Raw genomic sequence first — 21,301 nt, 5'->3', positions numbered from 1 at the left:
TAAGGAGTCCCATGTCCGTCTATCAGTCCGCTCCCACGCTGGAGCAAGCGGCCATCACGGCCAAGGATTTCAACTTTTGGTACGGTGACTTTCATGCGCTGACGGGGCTCGACCTCAACATCGCCAAAAACGCCATTACCTCGTTTATCGGCCCTTCGGGCTGCGGCAAATCGACGTTTTTGCGCTGTATCAACCGTATGAACGACCTTATCGAGGGCACGCGCGTCGAGGGCACCATGACGCTCGACGGCAACGATATCTATGCCGAGGGCGTCGACCCGGTCGACCTACGCCGCCGCGTGGGCATGATTTTTCAGCAGCCCAACCCGTTCCCTAAATCCATCTACGAGAATGTTGCTTTTGGCCCTCGTCTGCAGGGCGTGACTAGCAAAAGCGACCTCGATGACATCGTGGAAGAATCGCTCAAGCGCGCCAACCTCTGGAAAGAGGTATCCAATCAGCTCAACAAGGATGGTTTGGCGCTTTCGGGCGGTCAGCAGCAGCGTCTGTGCATCGCGCGTGTGCTCGCGGTGCAGCCCGATGTCCTTCTGATGGACGAGCCCTGCTCCGCCATCGACCCCACGTCCGTCTCCAAGGTCGAGGATCTGATGGCCGAGCTGGCGCCCGAGATGACGATCATTATCGTCACACATTCAATGCAGCAGGCAGCTCGCATTAGCGACTACACCGCCTTCTTCTTGCAGGAGGTTGCCGGCGAGCCCGCCACGCTCATCGAGTATGGTCAAACCGACGCGATCTTCACCAGCCCGGTGGATTCGCGGACGGAAGACTATATCACCGGCCGCTTTGGCTGATCGGTGCGACTAGTCCCAAGCCGATCGGACCTGGTCCGGTGCGTATTCACTGTGCGGGCGGCATGACCGCACCCAACTGATTGGAGTGAACCATGCGCAAACTGTTTTCCCGTCAGCTCGTCGAGGCTCGTCACGAGATGTTGAGCATCTACGAGGCTGTAGACCTGGCTCTTCACGACGCCGTGAAGGCCTATGTGACCGACGACCGCAAGCTCGCCACCAAGACCAAGAAGCGCACGCTTTCGATTGACGCGCGCTGCGCCAACCTGGAGGCCGTGTGCTACAACCTGATCGCTACGCAGTCGCCGGTCGCCTCCGACTTCCGCTTGCTGCAGACAATCATCTACGTCGACTTTAACCTGCAGCGCATGACCGATAAGGTTCGCCAGATCTGCCGCGCCACGCGTCATATGGTCAAGGCCGATATCTCGCTGCCCCAGGAGCTCGTCGGTACGGTTGAGGCCGAGGCCGAAGCCGTATACCAGGTGCTGGGCTCGTCGCTTTCCGCGCTCGTCACCAACGACATGTCCATCATCTGCAACCTGGCCGTCGAGGACGAGCCGGTGCATGCGGCCTATGAGAAGTTCTTCCGTACCTTCAACCGCATGGACGCGGGCGAGTTTATGGACGACGACAGCAACTATGACGATCTGCGCCGCGCCATCATGGTTTCGCGCTACCTCGATCGCATCGCCTCGATTTCCATCGATGCCGCCTGCCGTTTGACCTTCCTTTTGACCGGCCAGCGCATGAACGCCGGCGATATCGCCCGTACGGACGAGGATGAGCTCGAGAGCATGCGCGTACCTTCGGGCGAGGGCGTCATCATGAGGCCCGCTGTCGATGCGCGCTTTGTTGCCAAGGTGCCCGCTAACGAGGTGAGCGAGGGTCTTCGCTACCTGCTCGAGCACCTCGAGGACGAGGACGATACCGAGGATGACGAGGAGTAGGGTAGCTCCGTTCGTCGAAAGATTGTAAATACCTAAGTGAGCGCGGCCTTGCACATGCAGGGCCGCGCTCTTGCGTTAGCATGGGACTACTTGTATGGCTGTTAGCGGAGGCGATTGGCAATGGATAATTATTTGGACGTGATGCGCGCTCGCCGCGAGCAGATTCTCGAACGCTTTTATGCCGCACTCGATCGCGCGGGCCGTTCTCACGATGCCGCACGTCTGATTGCCGTCTCCAAGACCGTTGGCGTCGATGAGACCGTTGCCGCCATCCAGGCAGGGTATCGTCATTTTGCCGAGAACCGTCCGCAGGAGCTTGTTCGCAAGCTTGCGGGGCTGGCGGAGCATCCGGAGCTGCCCGAGGTGCGCTTCGATATGATCGGTAATCTTCAGACCAACAAGATCAATGCGGTGCTGGGTGCGGCCGAGCTGATTCATTCGGTGGGGTCGCTTCATTTGGCGCAGGCTATCTCGAGCCGTGCCGTCCGCAAGATTGAGGCGGGCGAGCTTGCCGGTCCTCAGCATGTGCTGATCGAGGTCAATGTAAGCGGCGAGGAGTCCAAGGGCGGCTTTTCGCCCGATGAGGTTCGTGCCGCGGCTGGCGAGCTTGCGGAGCTTGAGGGAATTTGTGTGCAGGGGCTTATGACCATGGCGCCCCGGGGGAATAAGGATGTGGCGCGCCGCACCTTTGCCGGGCTGCGTGAGTTGAGGGATGAGCTGGAGACGGCACACCCCGATCTGTGTCTGCCTGAGCTTTCTTGCGGCATGAGCGAGGACTTTGAGCCTGCCCTTGAGGAAGGCTCGACGCTTGTTCGCCTGGGCAGGGTAGTATTTAGCCCGGAGTTTAGGTCAGTTTACAAGGAACTACACGCAGACCGTGAAACGGGCTGCTGACAACAAACGGCGCTATGCTCCCGGCTGGGTGCATAGCACCTGTTTGCTATCGGATGTGTGTTATACTGTGCGACAGTTTGAGATTGGAAGGAGGCTTACGTGTGTTAATTTGTGTACGCTAATAAGCAATAAAAAGTAGAAGTACCTTTCCACATGATGGTGGGCTTTTTTTGCGTGCGTATGCAAAGGAACACGTAGGTTTGACACGAGCAGTCTTTGAACTGTATCGTGGTGTTTTTTCGTGCTTTGTTGTTATGCAGGCGTCTGCCCTCTCTGTGGGACAACGCCTGCTTTTTATTGCAGAAACAAAGGAACAATGCAATAAAAAAGGAGGTTCGCATTATGACCCAAAACAACAATTCATGGAGAAAAACTTATTTTACACTTCTTGCCGGACAAGCAATATCCTTTATTAGCAGCGGTATTTTGCAAATGGCCATTATCTTTTATTTGGTTGCGAAAACTAATTCTGCAATCATATTGACGGCGGCAACACTGATTGGATTTTTGCCGCAAGCCTGTTTAGGCCCGTTTGCAGGTGCTTTTGTTGACCGGCACAGCCGTAAAAGCGTAATGATTGGTGCGGATTTGATAATTGCCGCCGCTGGCGGTATTCTGGCGCTGGTGGCGTTTTACATGGAATTGCCCGTATGGTCTATTATGGTTGTCCTGTTAATCCGAAGTGCGGGAACTGCTTTTCATTCTCCAGCATTCAGCGCAGCAACACCTATGATTGTGCCAAAAGAGGAACTTACAAAATGCGCTGGTTACACGCAGACCATGCAAGCAGTAAGTGCGATTATCAGTCCAGCTGCCGCAGCGTTTTTATATGCTGTTTGGCCTCTTAATGCAATTATATTGTTAGATATTGTGGGTGCAATCCTTGCCTGTGTGACTGTTGCGATTTCGTCCATACCAACGCCTGAACTATGTCCAGAAACGAAAAGACAACAGTTTTTACAGGATATGAAAGAGGGGTATGTGGTATTAAAGCAAAACAGGGGCCTCTTTGCTCTGCTCTGGATTGGTGTAATTTATATGTTCTTTTATATGCCAATCAGTACGCTTTTTCCTCTCATCTGTATGTCATACTTCAAAGGAACACCGGCCCATGCCTCTGCCGCTGAAATTGCTTTTGCGGTTGGTATGCTGCTTGGCGGAGTCATTCTGAGCATTTGGGGCGGTTTTAAGAAACGGCGGTACACCATCGGTCTTTCCGTTCTCCTGATGGGCGTTAGCAATATGCTCTCCGGGCTTTTGCCGCCAGACGCATTTCTTGTCTTTGTTGTGTGCTGTACTGTTATGGGAATTTCCGCTCCATTTTACGGTGTGCAAAATGCGATTTTTCAAGAAACGGTCAAACCAGAATATCTGGGGAGAGTTTTTTCTCTACTGACAAGCGCCGCTTCCCTCGCCATGCCGTTTGGCCTTGTCATTTCCGGGCCTCTGGCGGAGCGGCTGGGAGTTGAGAAATGGTTTGTCATTTGCGGAATTGGCATTATCATCGTTGCGCTTGCCGTATTTTTACTACCCGGTTTGAGAGAGATTGACAATACGCAATAATCAACTGCACCTTTTTCTATTACTAAACAAAATGCCTGGATGGTGGTTCTGAAAAACCAGAACCGCCGTTCAGGCATTTTTTATCTTCGTCCTCTCTGCGGTTTTGGATTCTTCAGCAAGTCGGATTTTTCCGCAATCTTTTTCAGCCACTTCCGTTCTTCTACTGACAGCTTCCTAAAATTCAGCTTGAGCCGTTTGCAGATAAACGCCAAGTACGCTTGTTCCGTGTCGCTGTCCTGGCAGACTGGATTTTCATGTTGTTCATCAGCTTCTTGCGGCAGGTCAGATCACCGCCCTGCAAGTGGAACTTGCCCATGTAGACAGCGAGATTGAAAAGCTGGTGGACAGTCTGACGGGGGCAAACAATGTCCTGTTCTCCTATGTGAATGTGAAGATAGCGGAACTGGACGGGCGCAAGCAGGAACTTCTGGCAAGGATAGCGGAGTTGACTGTGGAGGCCATCAGCCCGGAACAGGTCAGCCAGATTTCCGGCTACCTCGATACCTGGGAGAATGTATCTTTTGATGACAAGCGGCGTGTGGTGGATTTGATGATCACCACCATAGCCGCCACAAGCGACAGCTTGAACATCACATGGAAAATCTGACTGGCGGCACCCCTCCCGTCAGATACCTACCCTGTGTAGTCCCTTGTAAACTGTACTTTGAAGTAAAATAAGAGCCTGAAGTGCGCGCTGATTATCAGAGCGCCTGCATTAGACCGTGAGAGGACACAACCATGGGTTTCCTTGACGAAATTAAAAATAAAATGCACCTAGGCGGCCAGCAGGGTTATGACCAGGGTTATGGCCAGGATGATGACTACGGTTACGATGACGGCTATGACGACGGCTATCAGAACAACGGCTACAGCGGTGCTTCGGGCGAGGGCTTCTACACGCAAGATGAACCGAGCAATGGACTGCTGGGGCAGACACGCCGCGGAGAGGCTGAGTCGGTTGCTGTGTACACGCGTTCCGGTCAACTGATCGGCGACGACTCCCGTCACGCTACGACGTACAATCCGCCTTCGCGCTCTCAGGATGCCGCTGCGGGCGGTTATCGTCCCGGCGCCTATGACACGCCGTCAAGCTACGCCGAGAACGCTCGGGTCCGCGCTGCCGCTGTGCCCGCTCCTGCTTCAACGCCGAGCGATGCCTCTGCCTATGCGAGCAATATCATCAACGCCACGCCTCAGTTGCCGGCCTACGTTCTTCGTCCGGAGAGTTATGACGACGTGGAGACGGTCGTGCGCCGCGTGCGTACCAAGCAGCCTGTCGCGCTGATCTTTGTGGGCGTTCGCACCGAGGTCGCCAAACGCGTCCTGGACTTTAGCTATGGCTTTGCCTGCGGCCTGGGCGCTTCGGTCAAAGAAGTGGGCGATCGCGTGTTTATGGTGCTGCCCGCCGGCTGCGAGGTCAAGGATTCGGATCTCAAGAAGCTTCGCGCCGACGGCTATCTCAAGTAAAGACAAGGCGAGGAGATTCCCATCAACATCTACACCATCGTTCAGCTGGTCAACACGCTGTTTAATTTTTATTCCACGTTGATTGTGGTCTACTGCTTTATGACGTGGATTCCCATGAAGCAAGGTGGTTTGCTACAGGATATCGCGGCGGTGCTCGACAGCGTTTGCGGCCCTTGGCTCAACCTGTTTCGCCGGTTTATGCCGCCGATGGGCGGTATCGATTTTTCACCGGTCGTTGCGATTATTGCGTTGCAGTTGGTGCAGAAGCTCATTCTGCAGCTACTTATAGGTATACTCGTATAGGACTGGCTCAGTAACCTATGTCGGGCGCTTAGCGCCAAGGCGATGATAAAGGAGAACTTGTTATGGCTATTACCCCTGCTGACATCCAGGCTCAGACCTTCTCTGAGGCCAAGCGCGGCTACGATCCCGCCGAGGTCGACGTCTTCCTGGAGACCCTGTCCTCCGAGGTCGACGCTATGCTTGCCAAGATCGTTGATCTTAAGGGTCGCCTGACCGCCACCGAGCAGCAGCTTGCCGATACGCAGGCTCAGCTTGCGCAGGCCCAGGATTCTGCCGCTCAGGCTGCCCCTGTCGCCACTCCCGCTCCCGATTTCTCCGCTCAGGAGCGTCAGATTTCCGCCGCTCTCATTGCGGCTCAGCAGACCGCCGAGGCGATTGTCAACGACGCTAACGAGAATGCTGACCGCATCCGCAACGAGGCCGACGCCAAGGCCCGCGAGGTCATCCGTCAGGCCCTGACCGAGAAGCAGGCCGAGCTCGAGGAGATTGACCGTCTGAAGGCTTCCCGCGAGGAGTTCAAGGCCGAGTATCTCAAGCTCATTCAGCACTTTATGGACGATGCTCAGAATTCCTTCCCGGCCGATCTGCTGGCTTCTACGCCGGTCGGTTCCGCGGCTTCTCCTGCCGTGACCATGCCTGCCGCCGAGCCGCTGCCTGTCGCTGATCCGGTTGTCCCCGTGGCCGACCCCTTCGCCCCGATTGACAACTTTGCCGCGGACGACCTGGACTAGCGCCAAAACTACAATCTAGCTCTTAAAAGGAGCTCGCGCTTGCGAGCTCCTTTTTTGTAGCTGTATACGGGTTGGGAAACAAAACGCCGAGCTCTGCGTGCGATAGGGCAGAACTCGGCGAACGTTTGAGCGGTAAAAGGTAGGTTTTAGGGCATGGGCCAAAAACTACTTGAGGAGGAAATTGGATAGGGGAATGGTGCGGGCCTCGCGATGCTCGGGGTCGGCGATATGGTCGGCGGGATAGCCGCAGACGAGCATGTGGTAGGGATAAACGCCCTCGGGCAGGTTGAACTGCTCGCGGGCTAGCTCGGGCTTAAAATGGCATACCCAGCACGTTCCCAGGCCCTGTTCCTCGGCCTCCATCATCATCTGATCGCAAACAATCGAGGTGTCGATAGCGCTGGAGTTCATCTGGTCATAGGGACGCACCCAAGCATCGTTGGTAACGCCGCAAACGAGGAAGATGAGCGGAGCGCCAAAGATGGACCCATCACGAGCAAACCGAGGCTGACAAGCAGTTGCCTTTTCCAGAAGCTCAGGCGTATCCAACACCATCACACGGGTTGGATGATTATTGCAAGCAGAAGGAGCAATGCGCCCAGCCTCAACAATGGTATCCACTACAGCCTGCTCAACAGAACGATCCTCAAACAAACGACAAGAATACCGAGACCGAGCCAGATCCATATACGACATACAAGCCCTCCAACAATTAAAAATCAAACAAACCCAAAGTAACCTAAAGAGTGCCCAAAGCAGCAATCAGTCAAACGCTCACCAAGGGCCAAAGTGTCCGAGCGGGTACCAAAGGGCCCTTCAGCCAAACCCCCATTGCGCTAAAACTATCAGCCAAAGTTCCAATGGAGGTACGTAAGGCGAAGGGCCGGCCACGGTTTACTTTCGAACGACTCTGCAAAGCAGCCGGAGTGAGAAAGCAAACCGTGGCCAGCCCTTCGCCGCCGGGACGCGTACCCCCAATTAACTGTTCTTCATGACAATCGAATCCACGACATCGGCCACATTCTCGCAGCAGTCGGCGCAGTACTCCAAGAAGGCGTACACGTCACGCCAGGCGATGACCTCGAGCGGGTCCTTGCCGTTGACGTGCAGGTTACGCATGGCGTTGATGTAGAGTTCGTCGGCCTCGGACTCGATGGTGTTGATCTGGATGACGAGCTCGCGCAGCGTTTTGGACTTGCGGTAGTTGGGCAACTCGACCATCAGGTCCTTCATGGCGCGGCAGGCGTCGGTCACCTTGTGGGCGATCACGATGGCATCGGGGTGGATGCTCTGGATGTTGGTGAAGTAGAGGCGCTGCACGACGCCCTCAATACGGTCGAGCACGGTATCGAGCGAGCAGCTCATTAGGTTAAGGTCCTCGCGCTCAAGCGGGGTGATAAAGGCCGTGAGCAGGGCGTCTTCGAGCTCATGGTGCTTCTTGTCTGCTGCATGCTCAATCGCATGCATCTTCTCGAGCATGTCGTGGATCTGCGCGGGGTCAAAGTTCTCAAAAATCTTGGTGAGCAGCTCGGCTGCCTGAACGGCGAAGTCGGCGCAGGCGACGTAGTTGTCAAAGTAGAACGAATCGGGTTTCTTTGCCATGAGTGATCCTTTCGGGGCGAAGACGGGTGGGCGAGGTAATGCGGTCCGGATGGACGTTCGGTTTGACTAGAGGAACATCATGAACAGCCTGGCCATAACAAAGCTGATGAGTCCACAGGCGGGGAAGGTGAAGAACCACGTGAACATCATGTCCTTGACCACGCCGAAGTTGATGGCCGAGAGGCGCTTGACGGCGCCAACGCCCATGATGGCGCAGGTCTTGATGTGCGTGGAGGACACGGGGATACCGGTGAGCGTGGCAAGCAGCAGGTTTGCGGCTCCTGCCAGGTCGGCAGAGAAGCCCTGATACTTCTCGAGCTTAACCATGCTCTGGCCGACGGACTTGATGATACGCTCACCGCCCACGCTGGTGCCGATGCCCATGGTGGCCGAGCACAGCAGCATGATCCAGATGGGGATGCCGGCGTCGCCGACGCCGGTCTGTCCGTTGGCAAAGGCGACACCTAAAAAGAGCACGCCGATGAACTTTTGTCCATCCTGCGCGCCGTGCATAAAGCTCATGGCCGCGGCGCTCGCGATCTGAGCATATTTAAAGAAGACGTTGGCACGTCGCCTGTTGGCGGCAGCGAAAAGAATCGAGACGAGCTTGCACAGGATCCAGCCCATGACAAAGCCCAGACCGATGGAGAGCGCCAGGCCGTAGATGACCTTCATCCACTCGTGGACATTGACGCTGCTGGCGCCGCCGAGGGCGATGGCAGCGCCGGTCAGGCCGGCGATGAGGCTGTGGCTCTGCGAGGTGGGGATGCCAAAACGCGATGCCGTGGCGCCGTAGACGACGATGGAGAACAGGGCCGCGCAGAGGCACGCGAGCGCCATGGTGCTGTTTCCGCCAAAGTCGACGATATGGGAGATGGTGTTGGCAACGCTGGCATTAAAGTGCGTCATGATGAGCACGCCCAAAAAGTTGAACGCGGCACTCATGAGAATGGCGGCGCGGGCGGGCATGCAACGCGTGGTGACACAGGTCGCGATGGCGTTGGGCGCGTCGGTCCATCCGTTGACGAAGATGGCGCCGAGCGCGAGGAACACGGTGACGGCAAGGACTGGGTTCGAAACAAGTTGGCCGAGGAAGGCTGAGAACGTTACGTCCATATATGGGCTTTCTCGAAGTTTGCAGAAACGTTACAAAAACATGATAAATCGTATCACCTCCTGCGGGTTTCTTTACCGAGTTCTGACGGGAGAAGTGAATTTTTTGGCACTAAAATTGAATATTAGCCCTGTTGACCGCGGGTGTTCTTTTTGCTAACACGCCGTGAGGACACGTGCGCTCGCTCCGACACCCCAAAACCACAGTCTGTTCGCTTTACAATATGCAAACATGCGTTCGATAATAGGGGCATGGAATATCGACAGACAGATGGCAAAACTCGGCGCGTGCACAAGCAGTATGTGGACGTCGTGGCCCGCATCCTCGCGGGCGGACAAGTTGTGCCGGTTACCGTCTGCTGGGTCGACGGCCGCTGCTTTACGATTGACGAGATTGTCTCGTCTACCGGTTTTGGCCTGACGGTTCACGGCATTCGTACGGCAACCTATAAGGTTCGTTTTGGCGGACATACGACCGAGCTGTATCTGGAAGACCAGGCGCGTGAGCGACCGGATGGCTCGCAGGCTCATCTGATGCGGTGGTGGGTGTGGGCGTTCGACCGCACACTCGAGAGTGAGCGCCGCGGGTAAGAGCGCGCGCCATTCGGGTACAATGGCAGGAATCTTGTCACCTACGGCGCTGTCGCGGCGCTTTTTGAAAGGACGAAATTATGAACGATATCCAGGGCTATCAGAACGGCCCCATCGAGACCGGCGCAAGCCGTGCCAAGGAGATGTCGCCGCGCGCGTACAACCTTGCCATGTCTGCCCTGATCTTTTTGGGTTTTTGCGCTATGGGCGCTGGTGCCTACTTTACGGGCACCATGTCGTTTGCGCGCATGATGATGAGTGGCGCCGCCCTGCCGCTGGTCTTTGGCTCGTTTATCCTGACCATTGTCGGCATCGTCATGATGTCGGCCGCCGCCAGCAAGCAGTCCGTGGGCCTGTCGCTCGCGGGTTACGCGATCTTTGCGAGCACCTTTGGTCTGACCGCGTCGTTTGGCCTTGCCAACTACGACCTGCCCACCATCAACACCGCCTTTATCGCCACTGCCGCCATCACCTTTGTCTTTGGCGCACTGGGCGTGACCTTCCCCAAATTCTTCCAGCGTGTGTACGGCATTGGTTTTGGCATTCTGCTTGCCACGATTCTGGTCGAGATCGTGCTGATGTTCATGGGCGTCTCGCAGACCATCACCGACCTGATCGTGATTGTGGTGTTCGCCGGCTTTATTGGCTACGACACCTATGTGGCCACGACGGTGCCGCCCACGCTGCCCAACGCCGTGCTCATGGCGTCCAACCTGTTCGTGGACATTATCAACGTGTTCCTGCGCATCCTGAACATCCTTGGTCGTCGCGACTAGCGCCAGATTGCAGCGGTGCTTGCCGCGTGCAAATCGATGCGAAAGGCGGTCCTTCGGGGCCGCCTTTTTTGTACGCGGCGGGGTATCATGGATGGGAAAAGCCGATAGCGGCAGCGACCGAGAAAGGTGACCACTTATGGCAGACGTCGACAACAGGAACCGTAACCGTAGGCCCAACCGCGCGGGACAGCCCAATCCCAAGCGCGAGGCCCGTGCCAAGGCCGCCGAGCGTCACGTGGCGACTGTGTCCGAAGCGTGCGCAAAGGATATCGAGCGCTCGCTTGCCGGCGTGCGCGAGTTCGAGGGCATGCCTGCCGGATTTGTCGCGGCGATGAAGGCTAAGGCCCAGGTGGCTGCTGCCGAAGAGCAGGTTGCCGATGAGTCTGAGTCCGCCGAGGTTGCGCCTGCCGAGACCGAGGTCGTGGCCGAGCCTGTGCCCGCAGAGGAAGCCACGGAGACCGAGCCCGCGCCTGCTGCCGAGGAGCTCGCTCCGGTCCTGCCCGAGGTCACCGTGCTCGACGCCTCTGCCACGCAGGCCATTCTGGATAACGGCCGAGGCTACGCGCAGTTCTGCGACATGGCCGTGCTCGCCTTTGCCTCGTTCACCAACCCGGGCGGTGGCTACATCCAGGGCTATCTGGGTCAGGAGGCCACGCTCTGTGCCGATTCGTATCTGTACAATGTGCTCGATAAGCAGCGCAAATGGTACGGCGAGAACCGTCGCCGCAACATCAACTGTGAGCTGTACCGCAACCGTGCGCTGGTGGTGCCTGCGGTGCGCTTCGACCGCAACCACGTGCATGCGTACGCCGACGTGATCGTTGCCGCTGCGCCCAACGCCAAGCGCGCTCGCCAGGAGTATCGCGTGGGTGACGATGTCCTGCTGGACGCCCTGCGCGATCGCATCCGCTTTGTGCTGGCCATCTGCGACGAGCTTGGTCGCGAGAAGCTCGTGCTGGGCGCCTGGGGCTGTGACAACAACGGCTTTGACGCCGAGGCCGTGGCCGAGCTCTTCCGCAAGGAGCTCGCATCGGGCGACTTTAAGGTCAAGCAGGTCTTCTTTGCTGTGCCCTCTACGCGCTGGGACGAGGATTTTGCCAAGTTCGAGCACGTGCTGGCAAGCTTCCCCGAGCGCAACGAGGAGTCCTATGCCCAGGTTGCCGCCCGTGCCGCAGCCGCCCGTGCCGCCGAGCAGGCTCATGCCGCTGCCGAGGACGACGAGGATGATGACGACTGGCGCAAGTATCTGTAATCGGTGCGCGCTGACAGATAGGTCGAGCCGGCGGGAGGGGCTGCTCCCGTCGGCTTTTTGCTGAAGGAGGGGCTTGCGATGAAAAACGTCCTGTGCTTTGGTGACAGCAATACCTATGGCTACGATCCGGCGGGCATGCGCGATGGCACCGCGGTGCGCTATGCGCACGATGTGCGCTGGTGCGGCGTGGCCCAGCGCGACCTGGGCGAGGGCTGGCATGTGATTGAGGAAGGCCTAAACGGCCGCACAACGGTGCGCGACGATATGTGCCATCTGGACACCAATCTCAACGGCATCCGCGCGTTGCCGATGCTGCTCGAGGCCCATAAGCCGCTGGACGCCATTGTGATCATGCTGGGCACCAACGACTGCAAGACGGTCTTTAACGTGACAGCTTCCGATATCGCCCGTGGCGCCATGGCGCTGATTCGCGCCGTCCGCGCGTTTCCGTGGACCGACGCTGCGCCCTGCCCGCGCATTCTGCTGATGGCGCCTATCAAGATTAAACCGCAGATCGCCGATGTGTACATGACCGACTTTGACGAGCGTTCCGTCGAGGCCTCGGAGCATTTTGCCGAATACTATGCGTATGTCGCTGAGCAGTTTGGCTGCGACTTTTTGAATGCCGCCGATTTTGCCGAGCCGGGCGATATCGATTATCTGCACATGATGCCCGAAAGCCACGAGAGCCTGGGCCACGCCGTGGCAGCCAAGCTCCAAGAGATGCTCGGTCAGTAGCGCAGCCCCAAACCACCACAAAGGGACGAGCGCCTTTGTGGTGGTTTGTGCGGTGGTTTTGGTTGCTGGCTTTTTAGTACTGCCACATGTGGTTGACGGGGCCGGAGCCTTTGCCCATGTTCAGGCCGGCGGCGAGAGCGCCGGTTAGGTAGGCCTTGCCGGCGTTGACGGCATCGGCAAGATCCATGCCCTGGGCCAGCGCGCAGGCGATGGCGGACGAGAGCGTGCAGCCAGTACCATGCGTGTTGGCGGTCTCGATGCGCTTGTGGCGGAACCACGTGGTGAGCGGATCGCCCAGGTGGTTGCCCTCGTCATCGAGCGGCGCGGGCTCTGCTAGCACATCGTTGGCCTGGTTGACAAAATGCCCGCCCTTAACGAGGGACGCGCAGCCAAAGCGGCGGGTGAGGAGCATGGCAGCGTTTTGCTGTGTGCGCTCGGAATCGACCTCGTAGTCGAGCAGCGCCATGGCTTCGGGAATATTGGGCGTGATAACGCTTGCCAGTGGGAACAGGCGGCGTGTAAGCGCTTCGGCGGCGTCCTCGGCGATGAGACGAGCGCCCGAAGTGGCGACCATGACGGGGTCGACGACGATATTTTGTGCGTCCCAGGCGCTCAGGCGGTCGGCTATGACTTCGATAATCTCGGCAGAAGAAACCATGCCGATCTTGACGGCACTGGGGCGGATATCGTCAAAAACGGCATCGATTTGCGCCGCGACAATATCCGGGGAGATGTTCTGCACGGCGGTGACGCCTAGGGTGTTCTGTGCGGTGATGGCCGTGATGACCGTCTCGGCATACAGGCGGTGCGCCGTGATGGTCTTGATGTCGGCCTGAATGCCGGCACCGCCGCTGGAATCGGATCCTGCGATGGATAGAACGGCTGGTACCTTACTGCGATCCATGTTCGCTCCCTTGTTCGGTCGGATTCAAATGGGTCTCCTGCCCACATTATAAAGTTGCCCGGGCCGGCTGTATGCCGATCCCGGGCGGGTGGTGCAATCTTTACGTAAATGTAAGAAAATGTTCACACGTCAACAATTGACGAACGCCTTGTGGCCGATTATGGCTCCGGTGACGAGTTAGTCCTCCATGCCGAGGTCGATCGTCGTGCCTTCGAACACCTTGTTGACGGTGCGGACGGCGCACATCTTGCCGCACATGGTGCAGGTGCCCTCGGTGGCGGCGGGGGATTCCTCGTAGCGCTTCTTGCCGGTGACCGGGTCGAGCGCGCACTTCCACATGGCGTCCCAGTCGAGCTTGCGGCGTGCCTGGCCCATCTTGTCGTCCATGTCGCGGGCGTGGGGCACCTTTTTGGCGATGTCGGCGGCGTGTGCGGCAATCTTGGTGGCCATGAGGCCGTCGAGCACATCCTGGGCGTTAGGCAGGCATAGGTGCTCTGCCGGTGTCACGTAGCACAAAAAGTCGGCACCCGAGCTCGCGGAGATGGCGCCACCGATGGCTGCGGTGATGTGGTCGTAGCCCACGCCGATATCGGTCACCAGCGGCCCGAGCACGTAGAACGGGGCGTTGTGGCACAGGCGCTTCTGCAGTTTCATGTTGGCGGCGATCTCGTCGAGCGCCATGTGACCCGGGCCCTCGACCATGACCTGGACGCCGGCGGCCCAAGCGCGCTTGCACAGCTTGCCCAGCTCGATCATCTCGGCGGTCTCGGTGGCGTCGTTGGAGTCGTAGAGGCAGCCCGGGCGGCAGGAGTCGCCGAGCGAAATCGTCACGTCGTACTCGTGGCAGATCTCGAGCAGCTCGTCAAAGTACTCGTAGAAGGGGTTCTCGTTGCCGGTGACCTCCATCCAGCCAAACAGCAGTGAGCCGCCGCGGCTGACGATGTTCATGAGACGGCCGGTCTCCTTAAAGGTTTTGGTGACCGACTTGTTGATGCCGCAGTGGACGGTCATAAAGTCCACGCCGTCCTCGGCGTGCGCGCGCACGACCTCGAACAGGTCGTCCTTGGTAAGCTTGACAAGCGGCTTTTCCATGTAGCCGATGGCGTCGTACATGGGGACGGTGCCTACCATGAGCGGCGTCTCGTCGATGAGCTGCTGGCGGAATTGGCGCGTCTTGCCCGAGTTGGAGAGGTCCATGATGGCGTCGGCGCCAAAGTCCTCGGCGATCTTGACCTTCTTCCATTCCTCGGCGGCATCGGCCTTGTCGCCCGAGATGCCCAGGTTGACGTTGACCTTGGTAGACAGGCCCTCGCCGACACCAAAGGCGCGCATGCCCTTTTTGATATGCACGATGTTGGCGGGAATGGCGATGCGGCCGTCGGCCACGCGCTCGCGGATGTACTCGGGGTCGCGATGCTCGCGTTCGGCAACCTCCTTCATCTGCGGTGTGATTTGCCCGGCGCGGGCGAAATCGATTTGCGTGACGAGCTTGGGCTCGGTCTGTGTGCTCATTGGCACGGCTCCCTTCGTTGGCATTACCCATATCAGGTTTGCGGGTCAGGGCGGGCGCGCCCAGTCTCAGCCTGCCGTCTTGTCCTGCAAGCTCCCCGTTTATGTGGCGGGCTCAAGTATAGCTCGAATGGGTACGATTGACGCGACGAGCATGCCCGCGGGGAGGCGAACATGGAAGACAAGCATCTGTATCGTGAGACGCAGTGGGATGTGTCGGCCGAGGAGAGCCGCGCCCATCATGGGCTGGTCGCAATTGGTTTCGCGATTCTTGTCGTGATGGTGATTGCCTGTTGTATCTGGACGTTTGGCGGGCGTGGGGGAGTTTCCTGGACGTTTGAGGCGGACGATAGCCTGCCGATTATGACGGCGAAGGTCGCGGGTGGCAATACCGTTGCCGCGCCGGGCGACTATTGGTATCCGCGCGACAAGTTTGTGCAACTGCAGCTGAGCGGTGGTTCCATTCCTGGTGAAGAGATCGAGCACGTGGCCTTCGATACGTCGCTTAGGACGCTGTCGGTCGAGCTCAAAGATCAGGGGGATGTACCCACGACCATGGATATAGCCCTGACGGAATGGCGCCTGGAGCCTCCGTCGGGTGTTGAGGCGTCCGAGGTGGAGCACGTTAAGGTTACCTACCAAGATGGCTCGACGAGCGAGATTGCAAAAGCCGACGGCCTGGCGGAATAGACGCCGTGCCTAGGCAGCACATTCAAAAGTAGCGGTAGTCCTACAAGGCCTGTTCGTTCAGGAAGACCAAAGTGTTTTTATTTGAAAGCTCGGGAAAGTAACGATAACCAACGTCGAACGCGGTGAGCCCGCTTACATCCTCGAACTTGTTTTCTGCCATCCAGCGCACCATGGAGCCGCGCGCTTTTTTGCTGGCGGTCGAGCGTTGGATGGGCTTGCCGTTGCGGATGCCTTCGCCAAAGAGACATGTGACGACCGTGGCGTCGGTGGTGAGGCGGGTCAGAACGGCTTTGGCGTATTCCGCGCTGGCGAGGTTGACGATCGTGGCGTTGGAGCCTGCCGGAGCGATGACCCGTGCGAGCTTGTCGCTCCAAAACGCGTAGAGGTCTCGGGCGTCGTCGACGGCAAGCTTCGCGCCCATCTCCAGCCGATACGGTTCAACGGCATGAAAGGGGCGTACGCATCCGTAAAGGCCCGAGAGGATCCACAGATGGTCTTGCAGCCATGCGAGCTGTGCGGAATCCATCACCTCGGGCGCCATGCTTTGGTATTGAATGCCGTGATAGGACATGACGGCAGGGGAGAGGTGACGGGCGAGTGCGGGATTGTCGAGATCGCCGTTTTGCAAGATGGGCTCGAACTCATGCAGGGTGTTGAGGCAGGGCCCCAGCAGTTTGTCACTCACGTTCCACAGCGCCTGCAGGCTGCCGCTGCCTTCATTCCGCTCGATATCTAGCAGTGCGCGGTGGAGGCGAGCCGTCTCGCGCACAAAGGGTGGAATGCCCAGGACTTCAAAAGCATCTTGGGCCGCGCGCATCTGCTTGGCGGGCGAAATGATGACCTGCAGCATGGACTCTCCTCTGCCAAAAAGGAAGTTGCGGTGTAATACGGTCTGTTTTGGCCGTTTATGGGCCAGTTTAGTCCGTATCTCACCGCAACTGATGAAGGGTTGATTAGGCGCGCTCGATGAAGGCCTTGTAGCCGCGATAGGCCTCGTAGATATCGGCCTTGTTGGCGACCTCCCACAGGGCGTGCATGGACAGGACGGCAACGCCGGAGTCGATGACGTTCATGCCGTACTTGGCCATGATGTAGGCGATGGTGCCACCGCCGCCCGCGTTGACGCGACCGAGCTCGCAGGTCTGGAAGTCCACGCCGGCCTCGTCCATAATGTCGCGGATGAGGGCCATATACTCGGCGTCGGCGTCGTTGGAACCGCCCTTGCCGCGGCTGCCCGTGTACTTGTTAAAGCACAGGCCGCGACCCATAAAGGCTGCATTCTTGGTCTCGAACTTGCCGGCGTAGCCCGGGTCGAAGCCGGCGGACACGTCAGAGGAGAGCATGCGGCTGCGGGCGAGTGCGCGGCGCAGGGCCAGCGGGCTGCCCTCGCCGGCGAGCGTCATGATCTCGGCGACGGTGTTCTCGAAGAAGCGGCTTGTCATGCCGGTGGCTCCCACGGAGCCAATCTCCTCCTTGTCGACGATGAGCGTGATGCTCGTGCGCTCCACGTTGGCCACATTGATCTGGGCGAGCATGGAGGGGTAGGCGCAGACGCGGTCGTCGTGGCCATAGCCCAAAATCATGGAGCGGTCGAGGCCCATGTCGCGGGCGGGGCCGGCGGGCACGACCTCGATTTCGGCGGAGAGGAAGTCCTCCTCCTCGACGTCGTACTGCTCCTTGAGGATATCCAGGAACATCTGCTTGACGGGCTCGGTGGGGGCGTCCTTGTCGTCCTCGTCAAATTTTACGGGACGGCCGCCCACGATCACGTCGAGGATCTCGGCGTCGACGGCGTCCTTGGCGGGCTTGGACATCTGCTCGCTCGAGAGGTGGATCAGCAGGTCGGAGATGGTAAAGACCGGATCGTCGGCCTTGTCGCCGATGTTGATGTCGACGGTGGTGCCGTCCTTTTTGCAGATGACGCCCACGAGTGCGAGCGGGGAGGCCACCCAGTGGTAGCTCTTGACGCCACCGTAGTAGTGCGTGTCGAGGTAGGCCATGTCGCCGGCCTCGAACGCGGGATTCTGCTTGAGGTCCAGGCGCGGCGAATCCACGTGGGCGCCCAGGATGTTAAAGCCCTGCTCGAGCGGGGCGGTGCCCAGGTTGACGAGCATAAGATCCTTGCCGTGGTTGGCGGCGTACACCTTGTCGCCTGCCTTGAGCTCGCGGCCTTCGGCGATCACGGTCTCCAGGTCGACGTATCCCGCCTCCTCGGCCATCTTGATGCCGGTCTTGACGCACAGGCGCTCGGTCTTGTTCTCGCTCAAAAACTGCTTATAGCCGCGGCAAAGCTCCTCGAGCTCCTCGATTTGCTGTGGCGTGTACTTTTTCCATGCGCAGGGACGCTCCATGACGCAGGCTCCTTTCGGATTGGTCGTGTTGGTTGTTGTACCGTGAGCCATCGTATCACGCGCGGGCTCACGGTGGCGGGGGAGCTTGATGTGCGGTGGCCGCGGGGCGGGGAGCGTGTAAACTGGAGTGAGCAAGCCGTGCCCAGTCCAAAGCGAGGTATTCAATATGTCTGACAAGCGCCGCACCTTTGCCGTTATCGACGGCAACTCGCTCATGCACCGCGCCTTCCACGCCGTGCCGCCGACCATGAACGCGCCGGACGGTCGTCCCACCAACGCGATCTTTGGCTTTCTGAACATGTTTCTTAAGATGATCGATGCCTTTAGCCCCGACGGTGTGGTCGTGGCGTTTGACAAGGGCAAGCCGCGCGTGCGCATGGAGATGCTGCCGCAGTACAAGGCGCAGCGCCCGCCCATGGACCCCGATCTGCATGCGCAGTTTCCCATGATTAAGGAGCTGCTCACGGCGCTCAACGTGCCAATTCTGCAGTCCGAGGGCTGGGAAGGCGACGATATCCTGGGAACCATGGCGCGCCTGGGTGAGGAGGCCGGCTGCGACATGCTGCTGGTGACCGGCGACCGTGACATGTATCAGCTTGTGACCGAGCACGTCAACGTGGTCTCGACTCGCAAGGGCCTGTCCGACGTGGCGATCATGACGCCCGAGAGCGTGGACGACCTGTATCACGGCATTACGCCGGCGCTCGTGCCCGATTTTTACGGTCTGAAGGGCGATACGTCGGACAACATTCCCGGCGTACCGGGCATCGGCCCCAAAAAGGCGAGCGCGCTCATCGCGCAGTACGGCAGCTTGGACGAGGTCATTGCGCATGCTGACGAGGTCAAGGGCAAGATGGGCGAGAACCTGCGTGCACACATCGACGATGCGCTGCTGAGCCGCAAGGTTGCGACCATCCGCACCGATGCACCTGTCGAGCTCGACTTTGACGCGACGTCCTTCCCAGCGTTTTCTGCCGATGAGGTGTCCGCGGCGCTGGGCGCACTTGGCATTACGGCCATGCAGAACCGCTTCCTGGCGCTGATTGGCGGCGAGGGCGGGGTCGTGCCCGCTGCCAGCGCGTTCGAGATACCCGCGGTTTCGCGTGCGGCCGCCGGCGATGCTGAGGCACTTGCTGCTGTGGCGGCCGAGATCTCTCGCACGATTGATGCGGGCGAGTGGGTCGCCGCCGTGGTGGACGATGACAAGGAGGAGGGTGCGCTCTTTGGCCTGACGCGTACGCTGTGGCTGGCGACGCCCAAGGGGCTCTTTGCGCTCGAGGAAGCCGATGACGGCACGCCTGCCGCTGTCGAGGGCTTCAATTCTGCCCACGGCGTGATCGCTGGCGTGCTCGCGCGCCTGTTTATGGAGGGCCGCGTGGCGAGCCCGGACATGAAGGCGTTGCTGCATGAGCTTTCGCCCATCGATTCTTCTGAGCCCGAGCTCATGGACCCGCTGGCAGTCGATTCCGTGCGCATCTTTGATACCGTGGTTGCCGCGTACCTGTTGGATTCCGACCGTTCCGAGTTTGACGAGGCATATCTGGCCGATACCTATCTGCAGATGGCGCTGCCTGCGGCGCGCGGTGCGGATGGTGCTGGCGAGGACGCTCCTGCTCCTGCTGCCCGTACCGCGGCGTTGACGCTGGCACTCGTGGCGCCGCTTCGCGACCGCATGGCCCGCGAGAACGCCGCCAACGTGTTCGATGGCATTGAGATGCCGCTCGTGCCGGTGCTTGCCAAGATGGAGCGCGCGGGCATGCTCGTAGATCCCGACCGGCTGCGCAGCCTGTCCGAGGGCCTGGCGACCCAGATCACCGAGGTCGAGCGCAGCATTCGCGACCTGGCAGGTGATGAGACGTTTAACATCGGCAGCCCCATGCAGCTCTCGCACGTGCTCTTTGACGTTATGGGACTTCCGACCAAGGGCCTCAAAAAGACCAAGCGCGGGTACTATTCGACCAACGCCAAGGTGCTGAGCGACCTTGCCCGTGACCACGAAATCGTGCGCCTGATTTTGGACTGGCGTGAGAAGTCCAAGATTAAGTCGACCTATCTGGACACGCTAGGTCCGCTGCGCCGTGGTGACGGTCGCGTGCACACCACGTACAACCAGACCATCACGGCAACGGGTCGCCTGTCCTCGAGCGACCCGAACCTGCAGAACATCCCGACGCGCTCTGAGCTGGGCCGTACCGTTAAGACGGCGTTTTCGGCAGGCGAGGGCAGCGTCTTTTTGGCGGTGGACTACTCGCAGATCGAGCTGCGTCTACTCGCGCATCTCTCGGGTGACGAGCACCTGGTGCGCGCCTTTAACGAGGGCGAGGACTTCCATGCCGAGACGGCCGCGCGCGTGTTTGGCGTTTCGGTGTCCGAGGTAACGCCCGACCTGCGCAGTCGCGCCAAGGCCGTGAATTTTGGCATTGTGTATGGTCAGCAGGCGTACGGTCTGTCGCAGTCGCTGCACATCTCGATGGCCGAGGCGCGTGGCATGATCGATCGCTACTACGAGGCCTACCCGGGCGTTCGCACGTTCCTCGACAACGTGGTGGCGCGCGCCAAGCAGACGGGCTATGCCGAGACCATGTATGGCCGTCGTCGCCATATTCCGGAGCTCAAGGCCAAAAACCCACAGCTCCGCGGCTTTGGCGAGCGCACGGCCATGAACCATCCCATGCAGGGCACTGCGGCCGACATCATCAAGATCGCCATGGCCCGCGTAAGCCGCCGCCTGGAAGAAGAGGGCTTTGCCGCCCACATGATCTTGCAGGTGCACGACGAACTGGACTTTGAGTGCCCCGTCGACGAAGTCGAGCGCCTCACCGCCATGGTCCAAGACGTCATGGAGCACGTCGTAGACCTCCGCGTACCCCTCATCGCCGAAGCCAGCACCGGCATAACCTGGGCCGACGCGAAATAGGAAAGCAACCACAGTTCCAAAGTAAGGGACTGCGGACGATTTCTTGGACCGTTACGCGGCCCTTCCCAGCGCGGCGCGGAACTCGGCCGGCGTGCGGCCGCCGAGCGCATCGCTGCGCCTCTCCGTATTGTATCG

21 protein-coding genes are annotated in these 21,301 nt (G+C 59.1%); 14 read left to right on the top strand and 7 right to left on the bottom strand.

Features of this window, described 5'->3' with window-relative positions; translation table 11 throughout:
* Window positions 1-11: 11 nt before the first annotated feature.
* The 8 genes from pstB to ACTM86_RS07415 all read left to right on the top strand — a co-directional run bounded on the left by pstB (window position 12) and on the right by ACTM86_RS07415 (window position 6,723).
* A complete protein-coding gene (gene pstB / locus ACTM86_RS07450) occupies window positions 12-815 on the top strand; it encodes a phosphate ABC transporter ATP-binding protein PstB (RefSeq protein WP_089571588.1) in 804 nt (267 codons plus the stop codon).
* A 92-nt stretch (window positions 816-907) separates the two neighbouring features.
* Complete coding sequence (locus ACTM86_RS07445; RefSeq protein ID WP_427719211.1) at window positions 908-1,765, top strand: phosphate signaling complex PhoU family protein; 858 nt, start codon at window positions 908-910, stop codon at window positions 1,763-1,765.
* A gap of 120 nt (window positions 1,766-1,885) precedes the next feature.
* Window positions 1,886-2,659: a YggS family pyridoxal phosphate-dependent enzyme gene (locus ACTM86_RS07440; RefSeq protein WP_441016696.1), complete on the top strand. Its 774-nt coding sequence runs from the start codon at window positions 1,886-1,888 to the stop codon at window positions 2,657-2,659.
* Between the two features lie 342 nt (window positions 2,660-3,001).
* Window positions 3,002-4,222, top strand: a complete 1,221-nt coding sequence (locus ACTM86_RS07435) for an MFS transporter (protein ID WP_002584949.1) — start codon at window positions 3,002-3,004, stop codon at window positions 4,220-4,222.
* A gap of 301 nt (window positions 4,223-4,523) precedes the next feature.
* Entirely contained in the window at window positions 4,524-4,829 is a 306-nt protein-coding gene (locus ACTM86_RS07430; RefSeq protein WP_007886038.1) for a hypothetical protein, read from the top strand.
* A 131-nt stretch (window positions 4,830-4,960) separates the two neighbouring features.
* Entirely contained in the window at window positions 4,961-5,689 is a 729-nt protein-coding gene (gene sepF / locus ACTM86_RS07425; protein ID WP_154515266.1) for a cell division protein SepF, read from the top strand.
* Between the two features lie 15 nt (window positions 5,690-5,704).
* The gene (locus ACTM86_RS07420) at window positions 5,705-5,992 is read left to right on the top strand and encodes a YggT family protein (protein WP_427727642.1); all 288 of its coding nucleotides are present in this window, start codon (window positions 5,705-5,707) and stop codon (window positions 5,990-5,992) included.
* A gap of 62 nt (window positions 5,993-6,054) precedes the next feature.
* Complete coding sequence (locus ACTM86_RS07415; protein WP_154515270.1) at window positions 6,055-6,723, top strand: DivIVA domain-containing protein; 669 nt, start codon at window positions 6,055-6,057, stop codon at window positions 6,721-6,723.
* A 165-nt stretch (window positions 6,724-6,888) separates the two neighbouring features.
* On the opposite strand, the gene ACTM86_RS07410 is transcribed toward ACTM86_RS07415, so the two are convergent.
* The 3 genes from ACTM86_RS07410 to ACTM86_RS07400 form a co-directional block, all read right to left on the bottom strand.
* On the bottom strand, window positions 6,889-7,410 hold the full coding sequence (locus tag ACTM86_RS07410) for a nitroreductase family protein (RefSeq protein ID WP_441036931.1): 522 nt from the start codon (window positions 7,408-7,410) through the stop codon (window positions 6,889-6,891).
* A 291-nt stretch (window positions 7,411-7,701) separates the two neighbouring features.
* Window positions 7,702-8,325, bottom strand: coding sequence for a DUF47 domain-containing protein (locus ACTM86_RS07405; protein ID WP_427719219.1), 624 nt, complete (start codon window positions 8,323-8,325; stop codon window positions 7,702-7,704).
* Window positions 8,326-8,391: 66 nt separating this feature from the next.
* Entirely contained in the window at window positions 8,392-9,441 is a 1,050-nt protein-coding gene (locus tag ACTM86_RS07400; RefSeq protein ID WP_441016702.1) for an anion permease, read from the bottom strand.
* A 249-nt stretch (window positions 9,442-9,690) separates the two neighbouring features.
* Between ACTM86_RS07400 and ACTM86_RS07395 the strand changes: the two genes are divergently transcribed.
* The 4 genes from ACTM86_RS07395 (at window position 9,691) to ACTM86_RS07380 (ending at window position 12,795) form a co-directional block, all read left to right on the top strand.
* Window positions 9,691-10,029, top strand: a complete 339-nt coding sequence (locus ACTM86_RS07395; protein WP_154515278.1) for a hypothetical protein — start codon at window positions 9,691-9,693, stop codon at window positions 10,027-10,029.
* Window positions 10,030-10,109: 80 nt separating this feature from the next.
* Window positions 10,110-10,805 carry a Bax inhibitor-1 family protein gene (locus ACTM86_RS07390; protein ID WP_154515280.1) on the top strand — a complete coding sequence of 232 codons (696 nt, stop codon included), beginning with the start codon at window positions 10,110-10,112 and terminating at the stop codon, window positions 10,803-10,805.
* 136 nt (window positions 10,806-10,941) lie between these two features.
* Window positions 10,942-12,057 (top strand): TIGR02452 family protein, encoded by a 1,116-nt coding sequence (locus ACTM86_RS07385; protein WP_441016705.1) that lies wholly within the window; start codon window positions 10,942-10,944, stop codon window positions 12,055-12,057.
* Window positions 12,058-12,135: 78 nt separating this feature from the next.
* Window positions 12,136-12,795 (top strand): SGNH/GDSL hydrolase family protein, encoded by a 660-nt coding sequence (locus tag ACTM86_RS07380; RefSeq protein WP_441016707.1) that lies wholly within the window; start codon window positions 12,136-12,138, stop codon window positions 12,793-12,795.
* A 73-nt stretch (window positions 12,796-12,868) separates the two neighbouring features.
* On the opposite strand, the gene thiD is transcribed toward ACTM86_RS07380, so the two are convergent.
* Together thiD and thiC are read right to left on the bottom strand one after the other, a co-directional pair.
* The gene (gene thiD / locus ACTM86_RS07375) at window positions 12,869-13,699 is read right to left on the bottom strand and encodes a bifunctional hydroxymethylpyrimidine kinase/phosphomethylpyrimidine kinase (RefSeq protein WP_441016710.1); all 831 of its coding nucleotides are present in this window, start codon (window positions 13,697-13,699) and stop codon (window positions 12,869-12,871) included.
* 177 nt (window positions 13,700-13,876) lie between these two features.
* Window positions 13,877-15,211, bottom strand: coding sequence for a phosphomethylpyrimidine synthase ThiC (gene thiC / locus ACTM86_RS07370; protein ID WP_427727600.1), 1,335 nt, complete (start codon window positions 15,209-15,211; stop codon window positions 13,877-13,879).
* A 171-nt stretch (window positions 15,212-15,382) separates the two neighbouring features.
* Here thiC and ACTM86_RS07365 point away from each other — a divergent pair, with 171 nt between their 5' ends.
* A complete protein-coding gene (locus ACTM86_RS07365) occupies window positions 15,383-15,898 on the top strand; it encodes a hypothetical protein (RefSeq protein ID WP_441016713.1) in 516 nt (171 codons plus the stop codon).
* A gap of 40 nt (window positions 15,899-15,938) precedes the next feature.
* On the opposite strand, the gene ACTM86_RS07360 is transcribed toward ACTM86_RS07365, so the two are convergent.
* Window positions 15,939-16,748 carry a YaaA family protein gene (locus ACTM86_RS07360; RefSeq protein WP_441016716.1) on the bottom strand — a complete coding sequence of 270 codons (810 nt, stop codon included), beginning with the start codon at window positions 16,746-16,748 and terminating at the stop codon, window positions 15,939-15,941.
* Between the two features lie 103 nt (window positions 16,749-16,851).
* Window positions 16,852-18,249, bottom strand: coding sequence for an aminopeptidase (locus tag ACTM86_RS07355; RefSeq protein WP_427794724.1), 1,398 nt, complete (start codon window positions 18,247-18,249; stop codon window positions 16,852-16,854).
* Window positions 18,250-18,415: 166 nt separating this feature from the next.
* Here ACTM86_RS07355 and polA point away from each other — a divergent pair, with 166 nt between their 5' ends.
* The gene (gene polA / locus ACTM86_RS07350) at window positions 18,416-21,166 is read left to right on the top strand and encodes a DNA polymerase I (protein ID WP_441016719.1); all 2,751 of its coding nucleotides are present in this window, start codon (window positions 18,416-18,418) and stop codon (window positions 21,164-21,166) included.
* Window positions 21,167-21,301 lie beyond the last annotated feature (135 nt).

This window comes from Collinsella sp. HCP3S3_E11, from assembly GCF_052067375.1.
Lineage (GTDB): Bacteria > Actinomycetota > Coriobacteriia > Coriobacteriales > Coriobacteriaceae > Collinsella.
The sequence above is the reverse complement of the archived record's forward strand: the minus strand, read 5'-3'. Positions and strand labels throughout refer to the sequence as shown.

Excerpts from the sequence above, each read along its gene's own strand:
- pstB (WP_089571588.1), top strand. The coding sequence starts at position 12 with ATGTCCGTCTATCAGTCCGCTCCCACGCTGGAGCAAGCGGCCATCACG.
- ACTM86_RS07445 (WP_427719211.1), top strand. The coding sequence starts at position 908 with ATGCGCAAACTGTTTTCCCGTCAGCTCGTCGAGGCTCGTCACGAGATG.
- ACTM86_RS07440 (WP_441016696.1), top strand. The coding sequence starts at position 1,886 with ATGGATAATTATTTGGACGTGATGCGCGCTCGCCGCGAGCAGATTCTC.
- ACTM86_RS07435 (WP_002584949.1), top strand. The coding sequence starts at position 3,002 with ATGACCCAAAACAACAATTCATGGAGAAAAACTTATTTTACACTTCTT.
- sepF (WP_154515266.1), top strand. The coding sequence starts at position 4,961 with ATGGGTTTCCTTGACGAAATTAAAAATAAAATGCACCTAGGCGGCCAG.
- ACTM86_RS07415 (WP_154515270.1), top strand. The coding sequence starts at position 6,055 with ATGGCTATTACCCCTGCTGACATCCAGGCTCAGACCTTCTCTGAGGCC.
- ACTM86_RS07410 (WP_441036931.1), bottom strand. The coding sequence starts at position 7,410 with ATGGATCTGGCTCGGTCTCGGTATTCTTGTCGTTTGTTTGAGGATCGT.
- ACTM86_RS07405 (WP_427719219.1), bottom strand. The coding sequence starts at position 8,325 with ATGGCAAAGAAACCCGATTCGTTCTACTTTGACAACTACGTCGCCTGC.
- ACTM86_RS07400 (WP_441016702.1), bottom strand. The coding sequence starts at position 9,441 with ATGGACGTAACGTTCTCAGCCTTCCTCGGCCAACTTGTTTCGAACCCA.
- ACTM86_RS07395 (WP_154515278.1), top strand. The coding sequence starts at position 9,691 with ATGGAATATCGACAGACAGATGGCAAAACTCGGCGCGTGCACAAGCAG.
- ACTM86_RS07390 (WP_154515280.1), top strand. The coding sequence starts at position 10,110 with ATGAACGATATCCAGGGCTATCAGAACGGCCCCATCGAGACCGGCGCA.
- ACTM86_RS07385 (WP_441016705.1), top strand. The coding sequence starts at position 10,942 with ATGGCAGACGTCGACAACAGGAACCGTAACCGTAGGCCCAACCGCGCG.
- ACTM86_RS07380 (WP_441016707.1), top strand. The coding sequence starts at position 12,136 with ATGAAAAACGTCCTGTGCTTTGGTGACAGCAATACCTATGGCTACGAT.
- thiD (WP_441016710.1), bottom strand. The coding sequence starts at position 13,699 with ATGGATCGCAGTAAGGTACCAGCCGTTCTATCCATCGCAGGATCCGAT.
- thiC (WP_427727600.1), bottom strand. The coding sequence starts at position 15,211 with ATGAGCACACAGACCGAGCCCAAGCTCGTCACGCAAATCGATTTCGCC.
- ACTM86_RS07365 (WP_441016713.1), top strand. The coding sequence starts at position 15,383 with ATGGAAGACAAGCATCTGTATCGTGAGACGCAGTGGGATGTGTCGGCC.
- ACTM86_RS07360 (WP_441016716.1), bottom strand. The coding sequence starts at position 16,748 with ATGCTGCAGGTCATCATTTCGCCCGCCAAGCAGATGCGCGCGGCCCAA.
- ACTM86_RS07355 (WP_427794724.1), bottom strand. The coding sequence starts at position 18,249 with ATGGAGCGTCCCTGCGCATGGAAAAAGTACACGCCACAGCAAATCGAG.
- polA (WP_441016719.1), top strand. The coding sequence starts at position 18,416 with ATGTCTGACAAGCGCCGCACCTTTGCCGTTATCGACGGCAACTCGCTC.